Origin of the sequence: Exiguobacterium sp. SL-9 (assembly GCF_004336985.1) — a bacterium.
In the GTDB taxonomy this organism is placed as follows: Bacteria; Bacillota; Bacilli; order Exiguobacteriales; family Exiguobacteriaceae; genus Exiguobacterium.
Window position 1 is genome coordinate 1 of the sequence record NZ_SJUO01000051.1, and the last position, 380, is coordinate 380.

At 51.8% G+C, this 380-nt stretch carries 1 protein-coding gene; it reads right to left on the bottom strand.

Going from position 1 to position 380, the window contains the following annotated elements:
• A partial coding sequence (locus EVJ34_RS15605) for a glycyl radical enzyme domain-containing protein (protein WP_131486176.1) occupies nt 1-380 on the bottom strand: 380 nt, incomplete at both ends.

Here is a 380-nt window from a genome sequence, read left to right on the forward strand (position 1 = left end):
TCTTTCACCAGGAAGCTATTCTCAAAGAAGTGTGATTGTTGATAGAGGAATTCACACCGCGCATCGATGATGGCGATCTGCTGCTGGCAGTAGTGCGGTAGAGTGCGCGTAAAGAAGTCATCCAGCGATTCGCTGCGCTCGGCAATGGCTTTCAGGTTAAGGCGTACCAGCGTGCTGCCACCACCCGCCAGCGGCAGTGAGTTGTAACAGCTCACAATCCCGTAGCCCCCTTTTGTGAAAATTTTATCATGCACCGGACCGTTGGCGATGTGCGGTTTGCTACATTCACAGATGTTCTTCGCCACTTCCAGCAGCAGGTCATCAGGGGTGATTTCAGGATCGTAGATAAAGGTCAGGTTCGGTGAAACCTGCTTCAACTC